This window comes from Actinocorallia sp. B10E7 (assembly GCF_039871655.1).
Taxonomy (GTDB): Bacteria; Actinomycetota; Actinomycetes; order Streptosporangiales; family Streptosporangiaceae; genus Actinocorallia.
The window spans coordinates 199,998-220,484 of sequence record NZ_JBDPLZ010000007.1; the positions used below are offsets into that span (position 1 = coordinate 199,998).

At 69.9% G+C, this 20,487-nt stretch carries 14 protein-coding genes and 1 other RNA gene; 4 read left to right on the forward strand and 11 right to left on the reverse strand.

Annotated elements, in window-relative coordinates; all coding sequences use genetic code 11:
• The first annotated feature begins 29 nt into the window (after window positions 1–29).
• Window positions 30–875 (forward strand): hypothetical protein, encoded by an 846-nt coding sequence (locus ABGB12_RS24770; protein ID WP_347681834.1) that lies wholly within the window; start codon window positions 30–32, stop codon window positions 873–875.
• Window positions 876–964: 89 nt separating this feature from the next.
• Here the strand turns inward: ABGB12_RS24770 and ABGB12_RS24775 are convergent, their stop codons facing one another.
• From ABGB12_RS24775 to ftsE, 8 genes are all read right to left on the reverse strand, one after another.
• Complete coding sequence (locus ABGB12_RS24775) at window positions 965–3,070, reverse strand: acyl-CoA dehydrogenase (protein ID WP_347681835.1); 2,106 nt, start codon at window positions 3,068–3,070, stop codon at window positions 965–967.
• Between the two features lie 75 nt (window positions 3,071–3,145).
• Complete coding sequence (locus tag ABGB12_RS24780) at window positions 3,146–4,363, reverse strand: hypothetical protein (RefSeq protein ID WP_347681836.1); 1,218 nt, start codon at window positions 4,361–4,363, stop codon at window positions 3,146–3,148.
• A gap of 387 nt (window positions 4,364–4,750) precedes the next feature.
• Window positions 4,751–5,122: a transfer-messenger RNA gene (gene ssrA, locus ABGB12_RS24785) on the reverse strand.
• A gap of 89 nt (window positions 5,123–5,211) precedes the next feature.
• A complete protein-coding gene (locus ABGB12_RS24790) occupies window positions 5,212–7,194 on the reverse strand; it encodes a penicillin-binding transpeptidase domain-containing protein (protein WP_347681837.1) in 1,983 nt (660 codons plus the stop codon).
• A gap of 2 nt (window positions 7,195–7,196) precedes the next feature.
• Window positions 7,197–7,673, reverse strand: coding sequence for an SsrA-binding protein SmpB (gene smpB / locus ABGB12_RS24795; RefSeq protein WP_347681838.1), 477 nt, complete (start codon window positions 7,671–7,673; stop codon window positions 7,197–7,199).
• 19 nt (window positions 7,674–7,692) lie between these two features.
• Window positions 7,693–8,595 carry a S41 family peptidase gene (locus ABGB12_RS24800; RefSeq protein WP_347681839.1) on the reverse strand — a complete coding sequence of 301 codons (903 nt, stop codon included), beginning with the start codon at window positions 8,593–8,595 and terminating at the stop codon, window positions 7,693–7,695.
• 9 nt (window positions 8,596–8,604) lie between these two features.
• Window positions 8,605–9,510: a permease-like cell division protein FtsX gene (gene ftsX / locus ABGB12_RS24805; RefSeq protein ID WP_347681840.1), complete on the reverse strand. Its 906-nt coding sequence runs from the start codon at window positions 9,508–9,510 to the stop codon at window positions 8,605–8,607.
• A gap of 10 nt (window positions 9,511–9,520) precedes the next feature.
• Window positions 9,521–10,210 (reverse strand): cell division ATP-binding protein FtsE, encoded by a 690-nt coding sequence (ftsE, locus tag ABGB12_RS24810; RefSeq protein WP_347681841.1) that lies wholly within the window; start codon window positions 10,208–10,210, stop codon window positions 9,521–9,523.
• Between the two features lie 145 nt (window positions 10,211–10,355).
• Between ftsE and ABGB12_RS24815 the strand changes: the two genes are divergently transcribed.
• Window positions 10,356–10,544: a hypothetical protein gene (locus ABGB12_RS24815; protein WP_347681842.1), complete on the forward strand. Its 189-nt coding sequence runs from the start codon at window positions 10,356–10,358 to the stop codon at window positions 10,542–10,544.
• Window positions 10,545–10,613: 69 nt separating this feature from the next.
• Here the strand turns inward: ABGB12_RS24815 and prfB are convergent, their stop codons facing one another.
• Window positions 10,614–11,729: a peptide chain release factor 2 gene (gene prfB, locus ABGB12_RS24820; RefSeq protein ID WP_347681843.1), complete on the reverse strand. Its 1,116-nt coding sequence runs from the start codon at window positions 11,727–11,729 to the stop codon at window positions 10,614–10,616.
• A gap of 100 nt (window positions 11,730–11,829) precedes the next feature.
• Between prfB and ABGB12_RS24825 the strand changes: the two genes are divergently transcribed.
• Both ABGB12_RS24825 and ABGB12_RS24830 read left to right on the forward strand, forming a co-directional pair.
• Window positions 11,830–12,888, forward strand: coding sequence for a hypothetical protein (locus ABGB12_RS24825; RefSeq protein WP_347681844.1), 1,059 nt, complete (start codon window positions 11,830–11,832; stop codon window positions 12,886–12,888).
• Between the two features lie 73 nt (window positions 12,889–12,961).
• The gene (locus tag ABGB12_RS24830; protein WP_347681845.1) at window positions 12,962–13,903 is read left to right on the forward strand and encodes a hypothetical protein; all 942 of its coding nucleotides are present in this window, start codon (window positions 12,962–12,964) and stop codon (window positions 13,901–13,903) included.
• A gap of 160 nt (window positions 13,904–14,063) precedes the next feature.
• On the opposite strand, the gene ABGB12_RS24835 is transcribed toward ABGB12_RS24830, so the two are convergent.
• The gene (locus ABGB12_RS24835) at window positions 14,064–18,878 is read right to left on the reverse strand and encodes an NAD-glutamate dehydrogenase (protein ID WP_347681846.1); all 4,815 of its coding nucleotides are present in this window, start codon (window positions 18,876–18,878) and stop codon (window positions 14,064–14,066) included.
• A gap of 103 nt (window positions 18,879–18,981) precedes the next feature.
• Window positions 18,982–20,478: a serine/threonine-protein kinase gene (locus ABGB12_RS24840; protein WP_347681962.1), complete on the reverse strand. Its 1,497-nt coding sequence runs from the start codon at window positions 20,476–20,478 to the stop codon at window positions 18,982–18,984.
• Window positions 20,479–20,487: the final 9 nt, after the last annotated feature.

The following is a 20,487-nucleotide window of genomic DNA, read 5'->3' on the forward strand; positions in this document are numbered from 1 at the left end:
TTCCTGACCCATTCAGGAGGACACCCCCCGTGAACCGTCGTACCGATCAGGCGATCGCACTGACCACGATCATCGCCGTGGCCCTCATCCCGACCGCCGCGCTGGCCCTGGTCAAGGTGGGCGGCGGATTCGACGCGGGACGACCGTCGGAGTCCTCCGTCACCCCGGTCACGGAGAACTACCCCGGCGCGCCCAAGCCGGCCCCCATGCCGACCCAGACCCAGCAGCCGATCGCGCTGCCGCCGATCCCCAGCGGCGCCGACCCCGCCGCACCGCCGAGCTCCCAGCCGCCCGCGAACAAGCCCCTCCCCGCTGAACTGACCTCCTTCAAGCGATATGTCGGCATTGCCCGCATCGACTCCTCCGGCGCCACCAGCACCCAGGAGGAGGCCCTGTTCACGATGAAGCCGCGCTTCACCATGACCGCCACCACCACCGAGTACGTCCTCAAGGGCCAGAAGTGGAAGCCGACCGGCGTCACCAAGGTGGTCATCAAGAACCGCGTCAAGGCCACCCGGCACCCCGACGGCACGGTCGACAAGGAGCCGCTGACCCCCGAGGAGATCGACCAGCTGAAGTACGAGGCGGACCCGCGGACCCTGACGCGCAACATCAAGAACGTTCCGGGCGTCAAGAAGTCCCGCGACCCCAAGACGAAGCTCTACAAGTACGTGGTCGACCTTTCCGCCGGTGAGAACATCCTCGATAAGCTCCCCCCGGACGTCATGGAGCTCCTCCCCAAGGAGGCGGCTCTGCTGGGCATGAAGGCGGAACTCCACGCCGATGCCAAGGACCACACCTTCTTCGCCGCCTTGAACGGAGCGACCGTCGTCAACGCCCTCGGCGTCGGCGTCATCTACGCCGAGATGAAGTGACCGCGTCCCCCTGAACGCCGAACGGCCCCCCTCGGACTTCCGAGGGGGGCCGTCTGGTGTTCCGGGCCGCGAGGCCCGCGCCGGTCGGCTCAGGCGTCCTTCGGCAGGCCCAGGATGCGCTCACCGATCACGTTGAGGTTGATCTCGGTGGTGCCGCCGCCGATGGTCATCGCCCGGGAGGCCAGCAGGTAGCGCGTCCAGCGCAGGGGCAGCTCGCTCTTCCTGCCGCCGGTGAGCACGCCGCGGGTGCCCAGCAGCTCGAAGCCGAACTCGGTGACGAGCTGGCCGTGCTCCATCGAGACCAGCTTGCGGACCGTCGCGGTGACGCCCGGGTCGGTGCCCGACAGCTGCTTCAGCGTGGCCCGCAGCCCCAGCATCAGGTACGAGTGCTCGTCCACCGCCATCTCGGCCAGGCCCTCGCGCACCTTGGGGTCGCCGCCGACGCCCAGTTCGCCGATCATGCTGATGAGCTTGGCCATGTCGCCGCCGAGCTGGAACGACGAGGTCAGGCCGACGCGCTCGTTGGCCAGGGTGTTGCGGGCGACCTGCCAGCCGGCGCCGATCGGGCCGACGACGAGGTCGTCCGGGACGAACACCGAGTCCAGGAACACCTCGTTGAAGATCTCGTCGCCGGTCAGCTCCTTGAGCGGGCGGACGTCCACCCCGGCGCTCTTCATGTCCACGAGGAAGTAGGTGATGCCCTCGTGCTTGGGGGCGTCCGGGTCGGTGCGGGCCAGGCAGATGCCCCACTGGGCGTACTGGCCCAAAGACGTCCAGATCTTCTGGCCGGTGATCTCCCAGCCGCCCTCGACCTTGACCGCCCGGGTCTTCAGCCCGGCCAGGTCCGAGCCGGCGCCGGGCTCGCTGAACAGCTGGCACCACATCAGCTCGCCGCGCAGCGTCGCCGGCAGGAAGCGCTCCCGCTGCTCGTCCGTGCCGTACTGGACGAGCGACGGCACCACCCACGCGCCGATCATCAGCGGGACGGGGCGGACCTTGGCGGCCTTGAGCTCCTGGGCGATGACGATCTGCTCCAGCGGCCCGGCGTCCTTGCCCCAGGGCTTGGGCAGGTGCGGGGTGACCCAGCCCTCCTCCGCCATCGCGGCGCGCTGGGCGGTGACGTCCATCGCCGCCAGCTCGGCCACGCGGGCGCGGACGCTCTCGCGCAGCGGCTCGGCGTCGGCGGGCAGCTCCACCACGGCCTCGGGCCGCACGCCCTCGTCGAGCACCAGGGCGGCCAGCCGCGCGCCGTCCTTGGCGACCAGGGCGCGCAGCGTCAGGGCGCGCCGGTAGAACAGGTGCGCGTCGTGCTCGTAGGTGTAGCCGATGCCGCCGTGGACCTGGATGTTGTCGGCGGTGCACTTGACGGCGGCGTCCGCGGCCAGCCACGCGGCGGACTCGACGGCGTAGGGGTCGAGGGAGCGGGCGGCGTCCCACACCACGGCCCTGGCACGCTCCAGAGAGACGAGCATGCGGGAGAGCTTGTGCTTGACGCCCTGGAACTGGCCGATGGGCCGGCCGAACTGCTCCCGCAGCTTGGCGTAGGCGACCGCCTCGTCCAGCGCCCGTCCGGCCACGCCGCACGCCTCGGCGCCCAGGATGACGGACGAGAGCGCGCGCACGTCCCCGACGCCCGTCAGGGCCTCGGCGGCGACGCCGTCCACGGTCACCGAGGCCACACCCCGGGTGACGTCCAGGCTGTCCTGCGGCGTCACCGTCACGTCGGCGGCCTCGATCAGCACCCATTCGTCGCCGACGGGCAGCAGGAAGAGGTCGGCGCCCTCTCCGCCCAGGACGAACTCGGCGGTGCCGCTCACGTTCTGCCCGTCACGGGTCAGCTCGGCGCTCAACGCCACGGCCGCCGTCCTGGAGCCGTCGGCCAGCGCGGGCAGGTGCTTCTCGGCGGCCGAGGAACCCGCCAGCAGCGCGGAGGCGAGCACGGTCGGGACGAACGGGCCGGGCGCCATGGCCCGCCCCAGCTCCTCCGTGGCGACGGCCAGCTCGACCAGGGTGAACCCCTGGCCGCCGTGCTCCTCGGGCAGATGCAGGCCGAGGAGCCCCTGGGCCGCCAGCGCGCCCCAGAACGCGGGCCGGGACTCGCCCGCCCGCACCGTCTCGATGGCGATGTGCCGTTCGGCCAGACCGCGTACGGACGCGGCCAGAGCCTCATGTTCTTCGGTCAGGCCGATGGCCATTGCTCAGCTCCTCACCTTTCGGGGATGAGGAGAGAGTACTAGAACGGCATTCGGTTACCCTAACCGGCCGGTAACTCAACCCGCCTTGAGCTGGGAGATCACCGTGTTGATGTCCGGCCAGAGGGTTTTGTGGGTGTTCGGCATGGAGACGAACAGCACGGACGGGTACTGCTTCCCGGTGTCGACCAGCACGGTGACCACGACCTCGGCGGTCGACCGGACGGGGGCCCGGTCGTACTTGAGGTAGCGGGCGACCAGCCAGCCGTCACGGCCGCCGGCCTTCAGCGGCTGGGAGGCCAGCTCGCTGGTCTTGTGCGGGAACCCGTACAGCCGGTCCTCGAGGCTGGAGGCGACCGCCGCGGCGTTCTGCTCCAGGTCGCCGCCCTTGGCCCAGATCCGCCGCTCCACCGGCCCCAGCGGGGAGGTGAGCACGGTCCCGTACCACAGCTGGGTGCCCTTCTTCTCGGTCACCAGGATCTGCTGGCCGGACCAGCCCGACTGGGCGAGCTTGTTCTTCTTGGTCGGTTCGACCCAGCCTCCGCCGAGCTGCGGCACGCTCAGCCCGGAGTTGGGGTCGGCGAGCACTCCGGTGACCGGGGAGCCGCCGCCCTTGAAGGTCATCAGTTTCTTGCGCGGGGGCGGTTCGGCCTGCCCGGTCTGCCCGGTGCTCGGCGTGGTGATGCCCGGCCGGGCCTTCACCTCGGCCTCACCGCTGTCCCCGTTGCCCTTGACCACGAAGATCCCGAGCGCGACGACCCCGACGACGGCGAGCGCGCCGAGCCCGGCGAACAGGAAGGTCCGCGACCGGTCCTTCCGCATCTCCTGCTCGTCGAATCCGCCGCCCGTCTCCGCGCTCGCGGCGCGGTTGGCCTCGGTCTCCTCCCGCATCCATTCGGGCATCTGCCAGTTCCCGCTGCTGGGGATCCCGGCCTTGGGCGGCTCCGCCGGCCCGGAAAGGTCGACTCCCGCGTACCGCGCGACCCCGGGCCCGTCGTCGAGCCCGCCGAAGTCCGCGTCCTCTCCCCGGGATCCCCCGGAGGGCGCGGCCGGAACGGGCGCAGGCGGCACGGGCGCCACCGATCCGGGGGTTCCCTCCTGGCCGTTATCCCGTTCTTCCGTCCCCCGGTCGAAGGCGCCCGCCACCGGCGTGCCGATCGAAGGCTCGGCGGGGTCCTCGGGTTCCTGGACCACGGGATGCGCCCCCGACTGCGTAGGCTCGGCGAAAACGGCCTGCGGCCCGGTACGCCCCTCTACGGGCGTCCCGTTCCCGGCACCTTCGTTCTCCTGCTGCACGGCTCCACCTTCGACTCCGTATTCCGGACGTGCCGAAAGTTCCCCCTGATCGGACATGCGGCACAGGCTACGCGAAGACCAAGTTTCAGGACGCCGCGAGTCGATAACAACTTAGCCCTACCCCCGTGGCAAGAACCACAGATCACTTCCCCAGCCACCCCGACCACCCCAGCCCAGAGCACCCCCGGACCACCGGACCCCCGGACCCCCGGACCACCGGACAAACCACTTTCCACAGATCCCCCACCCCAGAGCACCCCCGGAGGGGGGCGTGGGGGCGCAGCCCCCACACCGGGGGGCCCGGGGGGTCGCCCCCCCCGAGGGGAATGACGAAAACGACCCACCGGGAAGCGCCCCGAAGGGGCGCGACCACGGTGGGTCGTCGTCGAGTGGAGGTGCAGGGAATCGAACCCTGGTCCTACAGCAGTGGGTCAGGTCTTCTCCGGGCGCAGCCTTGCTAGTCGTTTTCTCGGCCCCAGTGCTCTCGCAGGCATGTCACTGACAGGCTCAGTCGCTGTTTGGTTTCCCTTCCGGCCCCGCGACCGGGTCGGAAGGTTGAGTCCCCTAACGATGCCGGGTCCTAGGTCGGAGACTCTCCTAGGCCGACAGAGTCGCTACTCGCTCAGGCGGCGAGGGCGAACTCAGTGCGCTTAGAGTTGGCACTTGTTGGTTTGCGATCGCAGGATTAACGAGGTCGCAATCGCACCCCTCGGCCCGCTTCTCCTGGCACGACTACCGCAGTCGAAACCAGTCACCCCCATGTTCTGTTGTCAACGGTTGAACTCTATCTGGTGAACGTGGGGGTTGCCAACGTTATTCCGGTCTCCCGCCGTCGCGGGGGCGGCCGGTCAGGGCTGCTGGACGGTGGTGGGGGCCTCTCCGCCCTGGGGTTGCGTCCGGGGCTTGGGCGAGGCGTTGACGAAGTCGGAGGCGATCTTCGCCGCGTCCGCCTCGCCTTCGACGGCGATCGCGACGCCGAGTGCGATGCCGGCGCTCTGGTAGTAGCCGACGAACCAGGAGACGGTCTCGCCCTGGGCGTCGGTGACGGTGGTGGCGAGGCCTTCGCGGAACTTCTTCCGGCCGGACGCGGCGGTCTTGGCCGTGCCGTTCCTGACGCCCATCCCCATGATCTTCTGAAGTTCGGTGAGGCTGGCCGGGTCGATGTACTGGGGTGTTTCGGAAACGGTGGGCTGCGGATCCTGGATGAGGAGGGGCCCCTTCCAGGTTCCGTTCTGGATGGCGGACGCGATCAGGGCCATGGTCAGGGGGCTGACCTTGACGTCGCCTTCTCCGACGGCGAGCTGGGCGCGTTCGGTGGCGGTGGTGGTGGCCAGGCCCTGGGCCCGCTGGTTCTTGACGCTCGACAGGTTCCACGGGCTGGAGGAGGTCAGGCCGAACTTCTGCAGGGCGGCGTTGATGGCGTCGCCGTCGAGTCCGGCGCCGGCCTGGGCCAGGGAGGTGCGGCAGCCGTTGGCGACGTCCAGGCCGAGGCTCGACTTGGGCCGGGCCTCGGTGGTGAAGACGACGCCGCCGACGGTGGTCTCGGCGACGCATTCCTGTTCGCTGGTGGCCTTCTCGTGCTTGCTGGAGACCAGGGCGGCGGCCAGGACGGGGCTGAAGGTGGTGCCGGGCGCATAGAGCCCTTCGAAGGCCCGGTTCTCTCCGTCGGTCCGGTGGTTGGCCGCGGCCAGGACCGCTCCGGTGTCGCTGCGCACGGCCACCAGGGACGCGGGCGCGTCGAGGGAGCTCAGGGCGTTCTCGGCCCGGAACTGGATGTCCCGCTCGAGGGTGGTGCGCACGGGGCCGGGTTCGGCCGTCTCCTGGCCGCTCTGGCTCTGGACCGCGGCGTCCTCGCCCTGGGTGAAGTCCCGGATCTCCTTGCGCTGGCTGCCGTTGGCGTCGAGGATCACGACCTTGACGGACGGGAGGCCGGCGAGCCGCCGCTGGAAGAGCAGTTGCAGGCCTGAGGAGCCGACGGTGTCGCCGGGCTGGTAGGGCGCTCCGACGAGGCTGAGGACGTCGGTGGTGGCGGGCCCGATCCGGCCGATCAGCTCGGCGGCCTGCCGCGGCTGGGTGGGCTTGTCCTCGGGCTTGACCTCCAGGCCTGCGACCTGGCGCAGTTTGAGGGCCTCAGGGCTGTTGTGGGGGAACTCGGCGAGCTGCAGGAAGGTCCGCGGCGGGGCGGACAGGATGCGGCCCTTGAGCCGGTCGCGGTCCTGGTCGGTGATCTCGCTGATGCGTTTGACCACGGTGTCGTGGTTCTGGAGCCGCTGCGGCACCACCCCGAACACGTCGGTCTTGACCTTCTTGAGCAGCTGCCTGCCCTTGGCGTCCAGGATGACCTGCCGCTCGGGCGACTGGGTGACCACCGCGAGCCGCTCTCCGTCACGCAGCTGGGGGTGGATGACCGAGGGGCTCCAGACGACCTTCCAGACTCCGTCGATGAGCCTGAGCGTCATCTGCCCCTGGTACTCCAGCGGCCTGCCGTTCTCGCCGAGGTCGATGCGGATCTGGAACCTGGCCTGGGCCTCGCTGTCGGAGGTCTTGGCGATGCGGCCCTTGTCGTCGGGCGCGCCGGGGGTGCTCTCGGCTTTGAGCCGCAGCCGCAGCGAGGCGGCGTCGAGCTGGGTCCTGACGTCCGCCAGCGCCTTGGCGACGGCCTTGCGGTCCCCGGTGGTGTGCTTGGAGGCCGCCTCGTAGTTGCCGACCTGCCAGGCGACGAGGAAGTCCTTGACCGTCGTGAACGGGGAGGACTGCGCGCAGGCGGACAACGTGCCCAGCAGCAGCGCCCCGCCCGTCGAAGCCGCGACGATCCTGCGCGTCCTGCTCACCCTCACCGACCCCGGTTCCGTGCGCGCAGGGCCCGGGCCATCTCCCGGTCCGCGTCGCGCTTGGCAATGGTCTGCCGCTTGTCGTACGCCTTCTTGCCCCGGGCGAGAGCGATCTCGACCTTGGCCTTGCCGTCCTTGAAATACAGGGAAAGCGGGATCAGCGTCAATCCGGGCTCGCCGCCCTCTTTGAGAATCTTGTCTATCTCGCGCCGGTTGAGCAGGAGTTTGCGCGTGCGCCGGGCGCTGTGGTTGGTCCAGGTGCCCTGGGAGTACTCGGGGATGTGCACGTTGTAGAGGTAGACCTCGCCGTGCGCGTCCACCGCGGCGTAGCCGTCGACGAGAGACGCCCGGCCCTGCCTCAGCGACTTCACCTCGGTCCCGGTCAGCACCATGCCCGCTTCCCAGGTGTCCTCGATGTGGTAGTCGTGACGCGCCTTCTTGTTCTGGGCGATGTACTTCTGGCCCTTCTCGCGAGGCACTGTCTGTTCTCTCCCCTGCCTATGATCCGGTCAGCCCGTCCAGCACGGCCCGTCCCCGCCGCTCGGCGTCGGACGAGCCGGCTGTGATGTCCGGCTCTATCCCGACTCCTTCGAGATTATGGCCCGCCGGGGTCAGGTACCGCCCGACCGTCAGCTCCACCGCGGAGCCGTCGGAGAGCCGTACCGGTTCCTGCACGGTTCCCTTCCCGAAGGTAGTCGATCCTACGATCACCGCCCGGTCCCGGTCGCGCAGCGAACCCGCGACGATCTCGGCGGCGCTCGCCGTTCCCTTGTCCACCAGTACGACGACCGGAATCCGGGGATCGCCGGGAGAAGTGACGCTGATCACCTTGGCGGGCTCACCCCGGCGCTCGTACGTCACCACCGGCCCGGCGTCCAGGAACGCCGAGGCGGTGTCCACCGCCTCGTCCAGCAGCCCGCCGGGGTTGCCGCGCAGGTCGAGGACCACCGCCCGGCTGCCGGACACCCCGGCCCGCACCTGGGAGCCGACCCCCCGGGTGAACACCGCCACCCGGATGACGGTCAGCCTCTCCTCCCGGTCGACGACCACGTCGCCGCTCTGCGGGTCGGGCAGCACGGTCTTGTGGTCGCCGTTGAGCCAGCCGGTGAAGTCGTCGTACTCCTGGGGCGGGTAGTACCGGGCCCAGGGGTCGCCGAGGCTGCGCAGCATCCCGGTGATCGCCGCCTCGCGGAGCTCGTCGCGGGAGACGGGCTGGTCCGCCGAGGTGGCGATCCGGTCGGTGGCCTCCTCCAGCAGCCCGTCGTCATGGGCGGCCGGCTGGATCAGGGAGGGCACGGGCTCGGCCGTCGCCGCGCCCAGACCGTACGCCGCGAGCAGGGCGGCCGTGAAGGCCGCCCCGCGATACCACCTGTGCGGTTTCCCACGGGACCAAGGGGTCACCCCAGCAGCTTAAATCTTCAGATAGCGCCGCAGGGTCAGGAACGACGCACCCGCGCAGAGCAGCACGCCCACGGCGATCGAGAAGATGATGACGCCGGTCACCTGGGTCCAGGTCAGCTGCGTCGCGAACTGCAGCGAGCTCTGGAGCCGGTCGATCAGCAGGAGCTTGCTGCCGACCAGCAGGACCGCGGCGATGAGGCCGCCGGCCAGGCCCGCGATCGCGCCCTCCAGGATGAACGGCAGCTGGATGTACATGTTCGAGGCGCCGACCAGCCGCATGATGCCCGTCTCCCGGCGCCTGTTGAACGCCGACAGCCGGACGGTGTTGCCGACCAGCAGGACCGCCGCGAACACCTGGATCAGCGCCAGGAACAGCGCCGCCCACTGGAGGCCGTCCAGGATGCGGAAGAGCTTCTCCAGCAGTTCGCGCTCGTTGACGATCTGGTCGACGCCCGGGGAGCCCTCCGCCGCGCTGATCACGGAGGTGAACTTCGAGGGGTCTTCCAGCCGCACCCGCAGCGAGTCCGGGATGTCGCCTTCCTTGGTGGCCGCGAGGAAGCCGGGAGTGTTGGCGAAGAGCGTCTTGAAGCGCTCGTAGGCCTCGGCTTTGCTCTCGTACTCGACGCCGGCGACCTCGGGCAGCGCGTCCAGCGTCGCCTCGAGCTCCTTGCGCTGCTGCTCCGTGGCGTCCTTGTTGGCGCAGCCGGTGTTGGAGCTGCTCTTGGAGCAGAGGTAGATCGAGACGCTGACCCTGTCGTACCAGTAGCCCTTGGAGGAGTCGACCTGCCTCTTGAGCAGCATGCCGGTGCCGAACAGCGCCATGGCGATCGCCACCGTGATGATGAGGGAGATCGTCATCGTGAGGTTGCGACGCAGGCCGATCCAGATCTCCTGGAACACGAAATGCAGTCTCATCGGGGGTTCCTTAGTAGGCCTGGCCGTAGACGCCGCGCGACTGGTCGCGCACGATCCGGCCGTCCTCCAACTCGACGACGCGCTTGCGGAAGGCGTCGACGATCGCGGCGTCGTGGGTGGCCATGACCACCGTGGTGCCGGTCCGGTTGATCCGGTCGAGCACCTTCATGATGCCGATGGAGGTGGCGGGGTCGATGTTCCCGGTCGGCTCGTCCGCCAGCAGGATCATGGGCCGGTTGACGAACGCGCGGGCGATCGCGACGCGCTGCTGCTCGCCGCCGGACAGCTCGTCCGGCATCCGGCCCTGCTTGCCCTCGAGGCCGACGAGGTCGATGACCTCGGGCACCACCTTGGCGATGAACCGGCGCGGCTTTCCGATGACCTCGAGCGCGAACGCCACGTTCTCGAAGACGTTCTTGTTCGGCAGCAGGCGGAAGTCCTGGAAGACGCAGCCGATCCGGCGCCTCAGATGGGGAACTTTCCAGTTCGTCAGCTTGTTGAGGTCTTTGCCGGCCACGTAGACATGGCCCTGCGTCGGCCGCTCCTCCTTGAGGATCAGGCGGAGGAAGGTCGACTTGCCCGACCCCGACGGACCCACCAGGAAGACGAATTCGCCTTTTTCAACGGAGACGTTGCAGTGCTGGAGGGAAGGTCGGTTCTGGTTCGGGTAGACCTTGGTGACGTTGTCGAAATTGATCACGGCTGCATCACGGTGCGCCAGTCTAGGGGCTGATGGGCCACGGTGTCCCCCTCGGAGTTGGCTCTGGAGCAGTCTAGGGGTGACACTGGCATGGATAGTCCCTCTTCGGGACATCGGTCGGACACTCGGATCAAGGGGGCGCATCATGAGCTGCGATCACCTGATCTGCGCCTATTGCGCGGGTCCCGTGGAGGAGGGGCGTTGTCCCAGCTGCCGGGCCGCGCGGAGCCGGCTGCACCACTCCCACGGCCCCTTCACGCCCCAGCAGCTCGCGATCGTCGCGGCCCTGGTCCTGATCCTGGCCTTCGGTCTCCTGGCCCCGCATCTGGCGTGAACGCGACCCCGCCTTCGACGGGCTTCATCACATATAAATCGACATAAGCCGACAAACCAGACAAATATCCTAGTTCTGCTCGGCTTCGCTCTTGCGGAGCCAGCGGATCTCGGCCTCGAGGAAGTCGTCGATCCAGCCGTCGAGGACGCGCTCGGGGTTGCCCTCCTCGTGGAGGGTGCGCAGGTCCTTGACCATCTGGTACGGGTGGACGACGTAGCTGCGGATCTGGGTCCCCCAGGAGCTGGTGCCCTCGCCGCGGAGCTTGTTGAGCTCGTCGGCCTCCTCCTGGCGCTTGCGCTCCAGCAGCTTGGCCTGCAGGACGTTCATGGCCGAGGCCCGGTTCTGCAGCTGGGAGCGCTCGTTCTGGCAGGAGACCACGATGCCGGTGGGCAGGTGGGTGATGCGGACGGCGGAGTCGGTGGTGTTGACGCCCTGCCCGCCGGGGCCCGACGAGCGGTACACGTCGATCCGCAGGTCGTCCTCGTTGATGTCGACGTGGTCGCTCTGCTCGACGACCGGCACCACGTCCACGCCCGCGAAGGACGTCTGGCGGCGGCCCTGGTTGTCGTAGGCGGAGATCCGGACCATCCGGTGGGTGCCGTGCTCGCCGCGCAGCGTGCCGTAGGCGTAGGGGGCCTTGACCGCGAAGGTGGTGGACTTGATGCCCGCCTCCTCGGCGAAGGACGTCTCGTAGATCTCCGTGGGGTAGCCGTGCCGCTCGGCCCAGCGCAGGTACATGCGCTGCAGCTGCTGGGCGAAGGCCGCCGCGTCGACGCCGCCCGCCTGGGCGTTGATCGACACCAGCGCCTCACGGACGTCGTAGTCGCCCGACATCAGCGTGCGCACCTCCAGGGTGCGCAGGTCCGCGGCCAGGGTCTCCAGCTCGGCGTCGGCCTCGGCGCGGGTGTCGGGGTCGTCCTCTTCGGCGGCCATCTCGTAGAGGACCTCGAGGTCCTCCAGCCGGCCGCGCAGCGACTCGACCTTCCCGAGCTCGCTCTCCAGGCTCGACAGCCTGCGGGTGACGCTCTGGGCGTGCTCCTGGTCGCTCCACAGGTCAGGATCAGCGGACTGGTCCCTGAGCTCGGCGATGTCACGGCGCATGACGTCGAGATCCATCACCGCCTCGATGCCGGTGAGGGTCGCGCCCAGTTCCTTGATCTGTTCCATGGGGTCGATGGCTGCCACTCGCTCAGCTTATCGGCTGGGCATGGCCACCCGAGCAGGATGGGTGATGGCACAATCAAGCGCCGGCATGAGTAGAAACCACAGCGAAACGGGGGCGCCAGTGCGCACGACCGCGACGGTGGCCACGGCGCTCCCGCTGGTCCCCCTGCTCCTGCTGGGCGCCGGGTGCAGCGCCGGCGAGAAGAGGACCCGCGACGCCCGTCCGGTGGCGATCGCCACCACCAGCGCGGACCTGCCGCTGACGCCGGAGAGCGCCGCACGGGCCTTCTCCGTCTGGGCGGCCAACGACGATCTCGCCCGCGCCTCGGGCGACGAGCGGCTGGCCCTGGCGTGGGCGTCCGACTCCCAGCGGGCCGTGACCGCCTCCGAGTACCGCGAGGCCGCCTCCAAGGGCGTCCCGCCCGCCCGCCACGTCTACGGGAAGCCGACGCTGTGGGTGCCGAAGGCGGAGGGCTACCCGCAGTGGTTCGTCGCCTCGGTGAGCCGCGACCGGAGGACCACCCTGATGGCCTTCGTCAAGTCCTCCGCCGAGGGCAGGTTCCGGCTCAGCCTGGTCGCGGTGCCGGGCCGGGGCGTCAAGCTCCCCAAGGTGAAGGTCGGCCCCGACGGCCATGCCACCGCCCTGTCCCCCGAGGACCAGAGCGTGCTGATCGCTCCCTCCCTGGTGGCCCCGCCGCAGGCCGCCGTGGCCGAGGACGGACCCAAGAGCTACTCGGCGCGGGTGTTGAAGGAGGGCCCGTACACGACGGGCTACTACACCGAGAACGAGAAGGCCGCGAAGAAGGCGGCCAAGGCCGGCCTGGAGTACACCAGCACGTTCACCGCGACCTCCCAGCCGGTCTTCCCGCTGCGCACCGAGGACGGCGGCTGCCTGGTCCTGTACTCGCTGACCCATGACGTGGGCCTCGGCCAGAAGGAGGAGGGCCCCCTCGACGTCCCCGAGGACGTCGCCCATCTGGTCGGCGAGCAGCCCACCGGCCGGGAGCTGCACGTGTTCCGCAGCCTCCGGTTCGCCGCGGTGATACCCCCTAAGCCGAATAAGCCCAGCAAGGCCAATAACTCCGGCGAATCCGACGAATCCGACGGCAAGGGCAAGGAGCGCGAAAAGGTGGCCGTGATCGCCGAAGACGGGGCGGCGACTCGCATCGAAAGTTCCTGAACGCTGGGTAATAGAGTGCTCACTGTGCGATGCTCTTGCGCGTCGCAAAGTCCCTTACCCAACGAGGCCATCCATGCGCACTGCGTACACAGCGCTCGCGTTTCTCCCGCTCGCCCTCAGCGCCGCCTGCGGCGGCGCGGCCAAGGACGCGGAGGCGGCACCGCCTCCAGCCCTCAGCCTGGACAAGGCGAAGGGCGTCTTCGAGACGTACGAGTCCGCCGACCGGAAAGCCGACACCGCGCTCGACCCGGCACAGCTCCCCGCCATCACCACCGGATCCCAGCTGGAGATGGACACCGCGACGTACCGGATGTACAAGGCGAACGGCAAGAAACCCGAGGCGTCGAGCTTCAGCGAACCGGTCTTCTATGTGCCCCGCATCGCCTCGGGCCCGCGCTGGTTCGTGGTCGACACCGCCTCCCGCGTCCGGGGCGTCGAGATCAGGCACGCCATGCTCTTCCTCGAGGAGGGCGGCGCGTGGAAGCTCGCCGCCGACCCGCAGCGCCGCAACGCCAGCCCCATCAAGGGCATCCAGCTCGACAAGGACGGCTACGCGCAGGTGGCGCGGGACGGCCTTCAGGTCAGCCCCGCCGACCTGCCCGGGGCGCACGCCTCCCTGCTCACCCAGGGCCCCCAGGCCGCGGGCGCCGAGCACCTCGCGGCGGGTCAGCAGACCACCCAGACCTACGACGTGCTGCAGAAGGTCAGCAAGGGCCTGCGCAAGTCGGGCATGACCTTCTCCGCCTCGTTCACCCCGGCCGAGCAGTCCGCCTACGCGCTGCGCACCCAGGACGGCGGCGCCGTCGCCTGGTACGCCCTCAAGCAGCAGGAGAACTACAAGGGCAAGAAGATCCCGGTCGCCGGCGAACTCGCGGGCCTGCTGCCAAGCGGCCAGGTCGCCCGCAAGAGCCTGACCTCGACCTCCCTGGTCCAGTACCTCGCCGCGGTGCCCCGCGAGGGCCAGGTCGCGGTGGTCGGCGTCAACCGCAAGACGGTCGCCGCGCAGAGCGGCTGACCCCTCCACGCCCATCGGCGGGCGCGAAGGCCACGCCGGTACGGAGCAGCTTCCCGACCGCTGCGGCTCCGTACCGGCGTACTTCTGTTCTCTCACCCGGGCCCTGTCACCCGGCTCCACGGCTCTTCACGGGGGCGGGCGGCCGGGATCCGGCCGTCTCTCAGTCGGGGAGGGTGCTGGCCCGCACCAGGGTGCGGATCGCGCGCAACGCCACCGACAGGGTGGCCAGGTCGTAGCTCTCGCTCTCCCAGATCTCCGAGAGCGTCTGCCGGGACCGCCGCACCGCCGCCGCGTTCCTCGTCGTCCACTCCTGCAGCCGGACGTCCGGCTCGGCCGTGCCGGTCTTGCGCAGCACGTCCAAGGTCAGCTCCGCGTGGGCGGCGTACAGGTCGTCGCGGAGCGCGCCGCGCGCCATCGAACGCCAGCGGTCGTCCCGGGGCAGCGCGGTGACCCGGTCCCGCAGCCGCGACAGCTGCAGCTGGTGGGCCAGCTCGAAGTAGACCTCGGTGACCTCCTTGATCGGGCGGTCGGCCTCGTGGGCGATCTCCACGATGTCCAGCGTGGAGTACGCCGGCACCATCATCGCCGCCTGATCGGCGATCTCGACCGGGACGCCCCGCTTGACGAACGCGTCGCGCCGGTCCTCGAAGGCCTCCAGGTCCCGTCCGCTGAGCAGCTCCGGCAGGGACTCGACCAGGCTCAGCGCGCCCTTGGAGAAGAAGTCGATCGACTCCTCGATGTCGAACGGCGCCCGCCGGTTGTGCAGCATCCAGCGCGCCCCTCGCTCGGTGAGCTTGCGCGCCTCCAGCAGCATCCTGATCTGGACCTGCTGCTCGACCAGCCCGTCCAGGGACTCCACCTCCGCCCAGAACCGCGGCATCTGGAAGACCTCGCGGGCCACCAGGTAGGCGCGGGCCAGGTCGGCCGGCGACGCGCCCGTCTCCTCGTTCAGCCGGAAGATGTAGGTGGTGCCGGAGTTGTTGACGACGTCGTTCACCACCTGGGTGGCGATGATCTCCCGCCGGAGCGGGTGCCGCATCATCTGCTCGCGGAACCTGTCGCGCAGGGGGGTCGGGAAGTACTCGACCAGCCACTGTGTCAGGTACGGGTCGTCGGGCAGGTCCGAGGCGAGGATCTCCTGGTCCAGGGTGAGCTTGGAGTAGGCCAGCACCACCGCGAACTCCGGCGAGAACAGGCCCTGGCCGGCCTGCCGCCGCTCGGCGATGGCCTTCTCGTCCGGCAGGTACTCCAGCCTGCGGTCGATCTTGCCCTCGCGCTCCAGTTTGCGCAGGTAGCGGGCGTGGACGTGCATCATGTCGCCGGCCTGGGCGCAGGCCCCGCCCAGCACCACGTTCTGCCGGTAGTTGTCCCGCAGCACCATGGCGCCGACCTCGTCGGTCATCTCGTCCAGCAGGGCGTCGCGCCGGCTCCCGGTCAGCTGCCCGTCGCGCACGATCTGGTCCAGCAGGATCTTGATGTTCACCTCGTGGTCGGAGGTGTCGACCCCGGCGGAGTTGTCGATGAAGTCGGTGTTGATCAGCCCGCCGGACTTGGCGAACTCGATCCGGCCGAGCTGGGTGAACCCCAGGTTGCCGCCCTCGCCGACCACCTTGCAGCGCAGGTCCGCGCCGTCGACCCGGACCGGATCGTTGGCCTTGTCGCCGACCTCGGCGTTGCTCTCGGTGGAGGCCTTGACGTAGGTGCCGATCCCGCCGTTCCACAGCAGGTCGACCGGAGCCCGCAGGGCCACCTTGATCAGCTCGTACGGGGTGAGCGAGACGATCTCCTCGCCGATGCCCAGCGCCGCCTTCACCTGCGGGGTGAGCGTGATGGACTTGGCGGTCCGGGGGAAGACCCCGCCGCCGGAGGAGATCAGCGCGGTGTCGTAGTCGGCCCACGAGCTGCGCGGAAGCCCGAACAGCCGGCGCCGTTCGGCGAAGGAGACGGCCGGATCCGGGTCCGGATCGAGGAAGACGTGCCGGTGGTCGAAGGCGCAGACCAGCTTGATGTGTTCGGACAACAACATCCCGTTGCCGAACACGTCGCCGGACATGTCGCCGATTCCCACGACGGTGAAGTCCTCGGCCTGGACGTCGCGGCCGAGCGAGCGGAAGTGGTGCTCGACCGACTCCCACGCGCCGCGTGCGGTGATGCCCATGGCCTTGTGGTCGTAGCCGACCGAACCGCCCGAGGCGAACGCGTCGCCCAGCCAGAAGCCGTACTGCCGGGAGACCTCGTTGGCGATGTCGGAGAAGCTGGCGGTGCCCTTGTCCGCGGCGACGACCAGGTAGTAGTCGTCGCCGTCGTGCCGCACCACCCTCGGCGCGGGCACGACCTCGCCGTTCACCAGGTTGTCGGTGAGGTCCAGCAGACCGGAGATGAACTCCTTGTAGCAGGCGATGCCCTCGGCCAGCCAGGCCTCCCGGTCGACCGCGGGATCGGGCAGCGCCTTGCCGACGAAGCCGCCCTTGGCCCCCGCCGGGACGATCACCGTGTTCTTCACGCCCTGGGCCTTGACCAGCCCCAGCACCTCGGTGCGGAAGTCCTCGCGCCGGTCCGACCAGCGCAGCCCGCCCCGGGCCACCGCGCCGAAGCGCAGGTGCACGCCCTCGGTCCTGGGCGAGTAGACGAAGATCTCGTACTTGGGGCGGGGCTGCGGCAGGTCCGGGATGCGGGACGGGTCGAACTTCAGCGACAGGTAGGGCTTGCCCTGCCAGAAGTTGGTGCGCAGCGTCGCCTTGACCATGGCGGTGAAGCTGCGCAGGATCCGGTCCTCGTCCAGGCTCGCGACACCGTCCAGCGACTCCGCCAGCCCGGCGTCGATCGCGGCCGAGCGCTCCGGCTCGCCCTCGGTGCGGTCGGGGTCCAGCCGGGACTCCCACAGCTCGACCAGCAGCCGCGCGATCGGCGCGTTGGCCCGCAGCACCTGCTCCAGGTAGTTCTGGGTGAAGGCGGTGCCCGACTGGCGCAGGTACTTGGCGTAGGCCCGCAGCACCATGATCTGCCGCCAGGTGAGGCCCGCGTGCAGGACCAGCGCGTTGAAGCCGTCGCTCTCCACCTCGCCGCGCCACAGCGCCATCAGGGCGTCCTGGAACAACTCGCGCAGACGGAACTCCTCGACCTCCGAGATCGAGTGGCGCAGCCCGAGGTCGTAGATCCAGTAGCGCCTGCGGTCCCCGGTGCTGATCTCGTACGGGCGCTCGTCGACGACCTCGACGCCCATGTTCTGCAGCAGCGGCAGCACATGGGAGAGCGAGATCGGCTCGCCCCGGTGGTAGATCTTGAGCCGCATCTCCCCCGGGAACGCGTCGTAGGGCTCATACAGCCGCATGGTCGTCTGCGCGCCCCCGGGGGACTCGCCGAGCGCGTCCAGCTGGGTGAGGTCGAAGACGGCGGTGGCGGCCGGGAAGTCGGCCTTGTAGCCCTCGGGGAAGGCGTCCCCGTACTTGACCGACAGGCGGCGCCCCGCCTCGTCGCCGAGCCGGGTCGTGATCGCCTCGATCAGGTCGTCGGTCCAGGAGCGGGTGGCCGCCGTCAGCCGCCGCTCCAGCGCCTCCACGTCCACGTCGGGCAGCGGGTGCCCGCGTTCGGCGCGCACCACCACGTGCAGCCGGGCCAGGACGCCCTCGGTCACCTGGGCGCTGTAGTCGACCGCGACGCCGTGGAAGGCGCTGCGCAGGATCTCCTGGATGCGCAGCCGGATCTGGGTGGTGTACCGGTCGCGCGGCAGGTAGACCAGGCACGACATGTAGCGCCCGTAGTCGTCCTTGCGCAGGAAGAGCTTCACCTGGCGGCGGTCGCGCAGCCGCAGGACGCCCAGCGCGATCGGCACCAGGTCGTCGACCGAGATCTGGAACAGCTCGTCTCGGGGGTAGGCCTCCAGGATCTCGATGAGGTCCTGCCCGTTGTAGGACTCGGGACTCACCTCCGCCCGGTCGAGCACCTCCTCCAGCTTGCGGCGCAGCACCGGGATGTGGGAGATCGACTCGGAGTACGCCACGTGGGTGAACAGGCCCAGGAAGCGCCGCTCCCCCACCACCCGGCCGCCGGAGAAGCGCTTGACCCCGATGTAGTCCAGGTAGTGCGGCCGGTGCACGGTCGCGCGGCTGTTGGCCTTGGTGAGCACCAGCATCCTCGGCTCGCGCGCCTTGGCGCGGACCTCGGGCGGCATCGCGGCGAAGCTGCCGGACTCCTTCTTCTCGGCGCGCAGGACGCCCAGGCCGCTGCCGGGCACGGGCCGCAGCGCGCTCCCGTCCTCGGTCAGGTCGTAGTCGCGGTACCCCAGGAAGATGAAGTGCCCGTCGGCCAGCCAGTTCAGCAGCTCGACCGACTCGGCGAGCTCCTTGGGCGGCAGCGGCGGCGGGTCCTTCTGGATGTCGGCGGCGATCAACGCGGCCCTGGCCCGCATCGCGGGGCCGTCCTCGTCGGTCGCCCTGACGTCGCCCAGCACCCGTTCCAGGCCCGCCTGCAGCTCGGCCAGCACCACCGGGTCGGCGATCCGGTCCAGTTCGATGTGCACCCAGGACTCGTCGATGTCGTCGATGATGTCCCGGCTGAACCGGAACCGCTTCAGCCGCCCCTCCCCGTCGCGGTCGACCCCCAGCCCGGGGTGGAAGATCCGCTGCACGGCGTGGCCCTGCCGGCTCAGCTCCATGGTCAGCGAGTCGATGAGGTAAGGCATGTCGTCGCTGACGACCTGGACGACGGTGAACCCTGGATCCCACCCGTGCTCGGCCACCGTGGGCGTGAACACCCGCAGCCCGGCCTCGCCGGGCCGGCGCGTCCGGCCGAACTCCCGGTGCGCCAGGGCCGGCCCGCGGACGTCGGCGGGGTACCTGCCCAGCAGGTCCTCGGGAGCCACCTGCCGGTAGTAGAGCCGGAGGAACTGCAGCACCGCGGCGTGCTCGGACGCGTCGGCGCAGGTCTCGGCGGCCTCGCGGAGCAGATCGTCCTTGGCCACATCGAGTTTGCTCATGAGAGAAGCGACCCCTTCATCACTCCGTTGTGATGTGGAAACCCGTACCCTCAGCAAGCCTAGTGCCGCTCTCCCCCGCGATGGCCAAGGTCGGCCGAGCCCGTCAGGGATTGACGGGGACGGTGGGATCCGGGTCCACGGGCGGGGTGGTCGGGTCCGGGGTCGGCTCCTGGGTCTGGGTCTGGGTCGGGCTGGGGACGGGAGGCCTGCTCGTGGGCGGCGGGTCCGCGGGGTCGTCCGGTTCCTTGCTGGTGTTGCTGGGCCGCGGGCCCTTGGTGCCGGAGTCGGCGTCGCCGGACTTGGAGGGTCCGGAGGACGGGGACGGGACCACGGTGGTGGTGTAGACGGCCGGGTCGCCGTTCTCGTCGGTCGTCGTGGGAGACGAACTGGGGCCGCGCGACTTCTTCGGCGGGTTGACCTCGGCGTTGTTGGTCTCGCCCGGTTTCGGGGAGAAGATCTTCCCCTGGTCCGCGGAGATCTTGTACACCACGAAGCCGGCGCCGCCCGCGGTGAAGACCGCGAAGGACACCGCGGCCGCCGTGATGAACCACGGCACCTTGGCCGCGCGGCGGGCGCGCGCCTCCCGGCGCGGATGGGTGCCCGTCACCGTGGCGGGAGGCAGTTCCCCGCCGTTGCGGCGGGCCCACTCCTGCGGGCTCATGCCCTTGACGCCGGTGGCCGCCGCGGGGTCGAGCGAGGTGACGTTCGGGTCGGCGCCGTCGGCCAGCCCCGCGCCCACGGTGAGCACCGCGGTGGTCTCGCCGGACGGGACGGCTCCGGGCGCGCCCCCGGGCATCCCGTCGGCCTGGCCGAGCAGCCGCATCAGCAGGTCGCGGGTGCGGGGGCGGGCGGCGGGGTCCTTCTCCAGGCAGTCGAGGATCAGCTCCCGCAGCGGGCCGTCGAGGTCGCCCAGGTCCGGTTCGTGGTTGGCGATCCGGTTGATCACGGCCATGATCGAGTCCTGGCCGAACGGCGGGTTGCCGGTGGCCGCGTAGACCATGGTGGAGGCCCAGCAGAACACGTCGCTGGCGGGCCCCACCTCGTCGGCCTCGACCTGCTCGGGGGACATGTAGGACGGGGTACCGATGACCTTGCTGGTGAGCGTGGTGGACGCCGAGGTGGCCTTGGCGACTCCGAAGTCGATCACGCGGGGCCCGTCCGGGCCGAGCAGGACGTTGTGCGGCTTGAAGTCGCGGTGGATGATCCCGGCCTGGTGGATGGCGACCAGCGCGGTGGCGGTGCCGACGGCCAGCCGCTCCAGCTCCGCCCCCGACAGCGGCCCCGACTCCTGGACCCTGGCCTGCAGGCTGGGACCCGGCACGTACTCGCTGACCGTGTAGAAGTGGTCGCCGTCCGCTCCGACGTCGTACAGCCGGGCCGTGCAGAAGGGCGCCACCTTCTTGGCGACCTCGACCTCCCGCAGGAACCGCGCCCTGGCCTTGTCGTCGGACTCCAGATGGAGCAGCTTGATCGCGAACTGCTGGCCGCCGTCCGAGTGCCTTCCGAGGTACACGACCCCCTGGCCGCCCTCGCCGAGGCGGCCTTCTATGTCGTACGGCCCCAGCCGTAGCGGATCACTAGATCTGAGTGCCGCCACCATCTCCAGCAA

What these genes read in the sequence shown, in the direction of transcription:
- ftsX (WP_347681840.1), bottom strand. Translation starts at nt 9,510, where the DNA reads ATGAGACTGCATTTCGTGTTCCAGGAGATCTGGATCGGCCTGCGTCGC.
- ABGB12_RS24830 (WP_347681845.1), top strand. Translation starts at nt 12,962, where the DNA reads ATGCGCACTGCGTACACAGCGCTCGCGTTTCTCCCGCTCGCCCTCAGC.
- ABGB12_RS24835 (WP_347681846.1), bottom strand. Translation starts at nt 18,878, where the DNA reads ATGAGCAAACTCGATGTGGCCAAGGACGATCTGCTCCGCGAGGCCGCC.
- ABGB12_RS24815 (WP_347681842.1), top strand. Translation starts at nt 10,356, where the DNA reads ATGAGCTGCGATCACCTGATCTGCGCCTATTGCGCGGGTCCCGTGGAG.
- ABGB12_RS24775 (WP_347681835.1), bottom strand. Translation starts at nt 3,070, where the DNA reads ATGGCCATCGGCCTGACCGAAGAACATGAGGCTCTGGCCGCGTCCGTA.
- ABGB12_RS24840 (WP_347681962.1), bottom strand. Translation starts at nt 20,478, where the DNA reads ATGGTGGCGGCACTCAGATCTAGTGATCCGCTACGGCTGGGGCCGTAC.